Source organism: Roseomonas acroporae, from assembly GCF_023223525.1.
Classification (GTDB): Bacteria; Pseudomonadota; Alphaproteobacteria; order Acetobacterales; family Acetobacteraceae; genus Roseomonas_E; species Roseomonas_E acroporae.
Genome location: NZ_JALPRX010000016.1, coordinates 81,736 through 88,456 on the forward strand (window position 1 = coordinate 81,736; position 6,721 = coordinate 88,456).

Here is a 6,721-nt window from a genome sequence, read left to right on the forward strand (position 1 = left end):
CTCCGTCTCAGCGTCGGACGCGACGCCCCGCCGCGACGGGCGCCACCGCCGGCAGGGGCGCGGCGAAGGCGGCGCGCAGGCGCTCCCCGGCATAGGCCTGGGCCAGCGCCGCCTGCTGCACCACCGCCCCGGTGCCGAAGAATTCGTGGGTGACGCCCGGATAGAGGCGCATCTCCGTCGGCACGCCGGCGCCCTGGAGCTTCCGCGCCAGCATCTCGCCGCCGGAACGCAGCGGGTCGATGTCGGCCAGGATGATCGTGGTGGGCGGCAGGCCCCGCAGGTCGGCCTTGCCCACCACGTCGAGGCGCGGGTCGCCGAGGTCGCCGGGGTTGCGGGCGTAGAAGCTCAGGAACCAGTCGAGCATCGCGGCATTCAGCGGCACCGCGTCGCGGTTCTCGCGCACCGAGGGGACGTCCATGTCGGTGCCGGCCACCGGGTAGATCAGCACCTGCGCGACGGGCTGCGGCTGGTGCTGGTCGCGCACCGCGATGGCGACGTTGATCGCCAGGTTGCCGCCCGCGCTCTCGCCGGCCAGCGCCACGCGGCGCGGGTCGCCGCCGAATTCCGGGGCGTGGGTGACGGCGTAGTTGTAGCCGAACACCGCGTCGTCATGCGCCGCCGGGAAGCGGTTCTCCGGCGCCTGCCGGTAGTGCACGGAGAGCACGATCGCGCCGGACTGCGCCGCGATGGCGCGGGCCGAGGCGTCGTAGGTGTCGAGATCGGCGATCACCCAGCCGCCGCCGTGGAAGTAGACCACGACCGGCAGCGGCCCGGCGCCGCGGGCCGGGACGTAGAGCCGCGCCTGGAGCGGCGTGGGGCCGCCTGGGATCAGCAGGTCGCGCACCTCGGCCATGGGCAGCGGCGTGGTGGGCATGCCGCGCTGGACCTGAACGCGGCGCACGGCATCGGCGATGGTGGGCTGGCGCCGCGCCTCGGCGGGGCTGAGGGATTCGATCGGCTTCGGCCCGAGCGACTCGAAGGCCGCGATCACCGCCCCCATGTCGGGCTGCGCCCGGGCGATGGTGCGCTGCGCGATCTCCATCGGCGAGGCGCAGCCGGCCAGGCCGAGCAGGCCGGGAGTGGCGACGGCAGCGGATGCGCCGAGCAGAAGCGAGCGGCGGGGCAGGCGGAACGCGGTGACTGGCATGACGGACCCTGGGTTCGATTGGCCCAGTGAACGTCCGGCCCCGTGCACGGTTCGGCACCGGCCGGCCTTGCCACGCCCATCCCGGCACACGTTTCCGCGCCGGGGCGCGTGCCTGTCGTCCGCCATCGGCGGCCGTGACGCGCCGCCCCGGCCACACCGCCGATCGTTTCCATCGTTCGCCGATGGCGGCGCCAGCCTTTCGATCTGGCGCGTTTTCCGGGCCGCTGAGCGCGTGCGCCCGGCTTGGGATTTCCCTCCAGCGAACCGCGGTCCGGTTGGGACTGCGGTTCGCTGTCGCTCGTTGTTCTCGGCGCGGCTGGAAGCCGCCGGGCGGGTCCGCCCGACGGCGATCCGCGCGGGAGGCTTTTCAAGCTGAGCGTCCTCGCTCAGCGGCTCGGAAAATGCGAAAAATCAAAAGGCTAGAGCCGTTCCGGCCTGATACAGTCAGGCTGGATCGGCTCTAGTCGACGACCTGCCGGCGGACCCGTCCGTTGAAGCGGGCGGCAATGGCGTCGATCGCCGCCGTGCTGTCCTCCTCGACTTCCATGATGATCGCCGTCGTGCCGGGATAGAGATCGGCCGTGACCGCGCTGACGAAGTCCTCGTCGATCGCGCCGCTGACGGCATCACCTCCGATGCCGGCCGTCGCGCCGACGACCGCTCCGGCCACCGAGCCCGCCGGCCCGCCGATGAGCCCGACCAGCGCGCCGACGAGCGTCCCGGTGATCGTGCCCCAGAGCGGACGATCCTTCTCCTTGAGGAACTCGATGTTGCCCTTCCCGTCCTTGGCGATCATCGTGCCCGCCTCGACATGGAAGTCCGCATCGTCGCTCTCGGCATCCTTCAATGCATACGCGGCATCGTAGGCGGCACTCTGGTTGTCGAACATGATCACAACGGCCTTGTCGGACATCGTCCTCGCCCTTCCTGTGTTTTCCTGTGTGGCGTTCCTGAAAGACGCGAAAAGCGGAAATCCCCTCTCGCGGGGGAGAAACGGGATTGGGTGATGAACCATCGAGAAAGAGGCGTGATCCGCGAATTCGCCCGCCCTGCACCGGACCATGCTTCGCAGGTGATGACATCTCAATGAATTGTCGTGACGATTACATGCGGCATACAGTCAAGTCGATCCTGAAGACAGGACGACAGCAGACAACCTTGCTCCAATTGTCTGGAACGTTTCGGCGCGATCAGGGACAGGCGGCCATCAGCGTGGCGCTTGTTCTGTACTATTATTCCGGGCGCCAGGAAGTAAGATCGGTTTGAGTCGCGGAAAGTTCGGGGCTCGGTGCGGACCGGCCGCGGCGTGCCGCTCCAGCCGTCGTTTCACGGCCTTGCCGGGGGTGCGGGGCGAATACGCCCGGTCCGGAATGCCGCGGCATATGCCGCGGATGCCCGGCCCACCCTACGGAAAGGAGGGACAAGGGGCCTTCACCTTCCGGAACCCCGGACCGCGTCCCGGACGGGTCGGCGAACACCGCGTTGCGGATGCACGGGCAGGCCAGCGTGATCGCCGGACCCGATCGCCGGATGGCCGGGCGAAGCCGATCGGGTCGGAAGCGGCCCGGTCGGGCTGCGGCGGCGCAGGCCGCCTGCCGGCCGTTCGACGCGGTCGCCTCGAGTGCCGCGCAGGCATTCGAATGGCGCGCCCTGAGGGACTCGAACCCCCAACCAACCGGGTAGAAGCCGGTTGCTCTGTCCAGTTGAGCTAAGGGCGCCGCCTGGGTGGCGTCAGTGTGTCCAGTTCTCGCCGCGACCGAAACGGAAATTATCGGCGTAGGCCTTGGGCTTGATGGGGGCCTTGGGCTTCGGCTCCTCCACCTCGTAGGGGATGCCGTTGGCCTCGGCGTAGGCCACCGCCTCCTCGCGCGTCTCGAAGCGCAGGCGGAGCTGGGCCTCGGTGTCGCCAGAGCCGTACCAGCCGGTGAGCGGGTCGATCCGCTTCGCCTCCGCCAGTTCGTGCTCCAGCACCCAGACATGGGTGCGGCCACGGCCGGAGGTCATGGCCGAGCGCGGCGGCACGTAGATGCGGGCGATCCCTGAACGAGACATCGACGCGTTGATCCTCTGCATCGCAGGAAGCATCGGGGCGGCGGGATTCGAACCCACGACCTCCTGTACCCAAAACAGGCGCGCTACCAGACTGCGCCACGCCCCGTCAGCGGAAAACGTTGGAAATCCAGCATTTCCGACGTGCGCCCGCTTCTAGCACAGCGCACGGGGTTCGTGAACGGCCGCCCGGCGGGCCGCCGCGAATGCCGGGACCGGCGCGCCGCGGCGGGAAGCCCCGACTCAGGAAGCCCCCCTCTCAGGGCGCCGTGCCGAACAGCCGGTGCAGCACGCGGTCGCCGGGGTGCAGGTTCAGCCGCTCGGCGGTGCCGGCGGCGAGTTCCAGCGTGGCGCGCACCGGCCCCTGGCTGGACACGGTGGCGAGGCTGAGCGGCACGGTGCGCTCGGCGATGCGGCGGATCGTGCCGTCGGCGTTGATGAACACCATGTCGAGCGGGACCAGCGTGTTGCGCATCCACATCATGGACTCGATGGGCCGGCCCCAGTCGAACAGCATGCCCTCGTCCGGCGCCACGCTGCGGCGGAACATCAGGCCCACCGTCTGCTGCTGCGGCTCCAGCGCCATCTCGACCTTGAACTCGTGCCGCTTGCCCTCGCGGCCGACGATCGTCAGCGGCTCGGTCGGCAGGCGGGGCTGCGCCTCGGTCTGGGCCAGGGCGGGCCGGGCGGCGGGCGGGGCGGCGAGAGCCGGGAGCAGCAGGCCCGGCAGGGCGAGGAGATGGCGTCGGCGCATGTTCCGCTTATGCCACGGCGCCGGCCGTCACGGCAGGGTGTTCGCGCGGCGGCGGCGGCAGGTCCTCGACGGCGAGCGCCGCCACCGCCCGCACCGCCTCCCGCACCGGGCCCGGGCGCGGCGAGTCGCGCAGGGTGGTGCACCAGTGCGCCGGCGGGTCGCGGCCGGCGGCGCGGTCGTAGCGCAGGGCGCGCAGCACGGCCTCGGCCGGCGCCGGCAGGCGTTCGGGAACCGGCAGGTGGTTCAGCGTGGCCCAGACGCCGGCCCAGCAGCGACCGACGGTGTAGGGGTTGTAGCCCCCTCCCCCCAGCACCACCAGCCGCGGCGCGAGCGGCATCAGCGCCCGCACCACCGACCAGTGCGCGTTGTTGGAGAGCGAGAGGCGCGACAGCGGATCCTCCTCCAGCGCGTCGGCGCCGCACTGGAGCATGATCGCGTCCGGCATCAGGTGGTGGGCGATGGGCAGGATGGCGTGGTGCAGCACCCAGGCCATCTCGGTGTCGTTGAAGCCGGCCGGCACCGGCAGGTTGCGGGCGTGGCCGCCGGCACGGTCCGTGGCCGGGCCGGTGCGCGGCCAGCGGTCCGTCTCGTGGACGGACAGGGTGAAGACGCGGCCGTCGTCGTGGAAGGCGTCCTGCACGCCGTCGCCGTGATGCGCGTCGATGTCCACGTAGAGGATATTGCCGAGGCCGAGGTCGCACCAGGCGAGCAGGCCGAGCACCGGGTCGTTCAGGTAGCAGAAGCCGCTCGCCCGGTCCGGCCGGCCGTGATGCGTGCCGGCACCGGGAACGTGCACGATGCCGCCCTCCCGCGTCAGGTGCGCCGCCATGATGGCGCCGCCGGCGCCGGTGGCGGGGCGGCGGAAGACCTCGCGATAGACCGGGTTGCCGTGCGCGCCGATGTGGAAGCGTTCCCGGTCGGCCGGATCGACGCGCTGCGTCGCCTCGGCGCGCAGCAATGCGGCGACGTAGTCCGGATGGTGGAAGCGGGCCAGCGCCTTCGGCGTCGCGCGCGGGCTGTCCAGGTACTGCGCGGCGGGCAGCCAGCCGAGCGCGCGGATCAGGTCGAGGGCGGTGGAGACGCGCGGGATGGCCAGCGGGTGCTTCGGCCCGTAGGTGGAGTGCCGGTAGATCTCCGAGCCGATGAGGAGCGGTCGCTGTCGGGGATCGGGCGGCATCGCCAGGGATATGCGTGCGCCCCGCGCCGTCGCAAGCCTCCCGCCCGGGCGGACGGAGCCGTCCCGCTTCGGGGGCGAGGATCGGGTCCTGCCGGATCCCTCCCGCCATCCTGGTTCTTCGCTGGAGACCGGAAGCCCGGTCCCGGCCTGCCGACGACCGCTGGTGACTGGCGTTTCTTTGCTTGGCGTGTCGCGGCGGCGATGCTCAGAACTTGCGGGAGAGCGAGACGATCCCGGTGGCGCCGCAGATGTCCTGGCCGCCGGCGCAGTCGCGTCGGGCGACGTTGGTGTCGTAGTAGCCGGCCGAGAGCGTGAAGCCGGCGGGCAGGTCGTAGGAGAGGCCGGCGGACCAGTTCAGGTAGTCCGGCACGCCGAAGCGCTGGTTGCGCTCGATCCACTGGTAGCCGACGCGGCCGGAGGCGGTGAAGCCGTAGGGCAGCTTCACGTCGGCCTGGCCTTCCAGATAGAAGGAGTTGCCGGACTGGAGCTGGAAGTTCGGCGTGTAGAAGCCGCTCACGGTGACGGTGACCGGATCGAAGGTGCGCGAGCCGCGGACCGCGAGCTCGAGCCAGTCGAGATTGTAGCCGCCGCGGCGGTTGTAGCCGGCATAGGCGTAGTAGACGATGCCGGCGTCGAGATTGAAGCCGGCGAGCTCGGTGCGGTAGCCGGCGACGACGTCGGTCTCCTGGCGGGCATTGGTGCCGAGGAACGAGACGTTGCTGATGAAGCCGCCCACGTAGAAGCCGCTGCTGTGCGCGACATCCAGCGTGAGCTGGCCGGCGACGTTGCGGCGGGTCTGGCTGATGCCGCGGAAGATGTAGTCGCTGGTGAAGGCCGGCGTGGTGGTGACGGTCAGGCCGAGGCTGGAGATCTCCTGCTGCGCCATGGCCGGCGCCGCGGCGAGCCCGGTAGCGAGCGCGCCGCCGGCCAACCGGCGGCACCAGCGCGCCATCCCGGTCTTCCTTTCCTGCATGATGGTCGAGCACCCCTGTTCGTCAGCGGCGAGGATCGCCGCGGTTCACGCCGAAACTGTAACATCGGGGTAAAGAATGACTAAGGCCCGATCCATGTGCGGAACCGCTGCGGGCGCAGAACATGTGCGAGTGTGATCTGAAATCTTCGGCATGGATACAGCCCCAGGGGCCGGAACCGGGGCCGGGGCCAGGGCCGGGGCCGGCGCCATCGGCGCCGGGATCGGTGGCCAGCCGCGCCGCGCCTACTTCGGCGGCTCTCCGGAGCGGCCCTGCCCGCGCCCCTGGCCGGGCGGATCGCTCGGGTCGTTGTCGCTGATGCCGCCCCGTGGCGGGCGGACCATGCCGGGGGGATCGAGGGCGCCGGGCTCAGCAAAGGCGGAGGCTTGCCCCCCTGCGCCATCGTCACGGTCGGCAGCAGTGCGGCACCGGCCGTCACGCCGACCAGAAGGACCAGCAACCGCCGGGCAAGGTGCGAATCGTCCAGGCGGCCGGGCATCCCAACCGCTCCTGCCCGGCGGCATCGCTCCGAAATCGTTTCGATCGTTCAGGGCCCGTTCGCCACGGGCGGGAGCGCCGTGGGCATCCCCGAGCGGGGGGGGCGGGCCCGGCCCGGCGCCCCC

The 6,721-nt window shown here is 71.2% G+C and carries 6 protein-coding genes and 2 tRNA genes; all 8 read right to left on the reverse strand.

The features are described 5' to 3' along the window. Positions 1 to 7: 7 nt before the first annotated feature. Positions 8 to 1,147 (reverse strand): alpha/beta hydrolase, encoded by a 1,140-nt coding sequence (locus M0638_RS05065; RefSeq protein WP_248665872.1) that lies wholly within the window; start codon positions 1,145 to 1,147, stop codon positions 8 to 10. Between the two features lie 460 nt (positions 1,148 to 1,607). Continuing rightward, entirely contained in the window at positions 1,608 to 2,060 is a 453-nt protein-coding gene (locus tag M0638_RS05070) for a DUF1269 domain-containing protein (RefSeq protein WP_248665873.1), read from the reverse strand. A gap of 728 nt (positions 2,061 to 2,788) precedes the next feature. Continuing rightward, a tRNA-Arg gene (locus tag M0638_RS05075) sits at positions 2,789 to 2,865 on the reverse strand. 13 nt (positions 2,866 to 2,878) lie between these two features. Then, complete coding sequence (locus M0638_RS05080) at positions 2,879 to 3,199, reverse strand: ETC complex I subunit (protein ID WP_248665874.1); 321 nt, start codon at positions 3,197 to 3,199, stop codon at positions 2,879 to 2,881. Positions 3,200 to 3,231: 32 nt separating this feature from the next. Beyond that, positions 3,232 to 3,305, reverse strand: a tRNA-Pro gene (locus M0638_RS05085). Positions 3,306 to 3,455: 150 nt separating this feature from the next. Next, entirely contained in the window at positions 3,456 to 3,950 is a 495-nt protein-coding gene (locus M0638_RS05090; RefSeq protein WP_248665875.1) for a DUF192 domain-containing protein, read from the reverse strand. 7 nt (positions 3,951 to 3,957) lie between these two features. Next, positions 3,958 to 5,127 (reverse strand): acetoin utilization protein AcuC, encoded by a 1,170-nt coding sequence (locus M0638_RS05095; protein WP_248665876.1) that lies wholly within the window; start codon positions 5,125 to 5,127, stop codon positions 3,958 to 3,960. Between the two features lie 205 nt (positions 5,128 to 5,332). After that, a complete protein-coding gene (locus M0638_RS05100; protein ID WP_248665877.1) occupies positions 5,333 to 6,079 on the reverse strand; it encodes a TorF family putative porin in 747 nt (248 codons plus the stop codon). Positions 6,080 to 6,721: the final 642 nt, after the last annotated feature.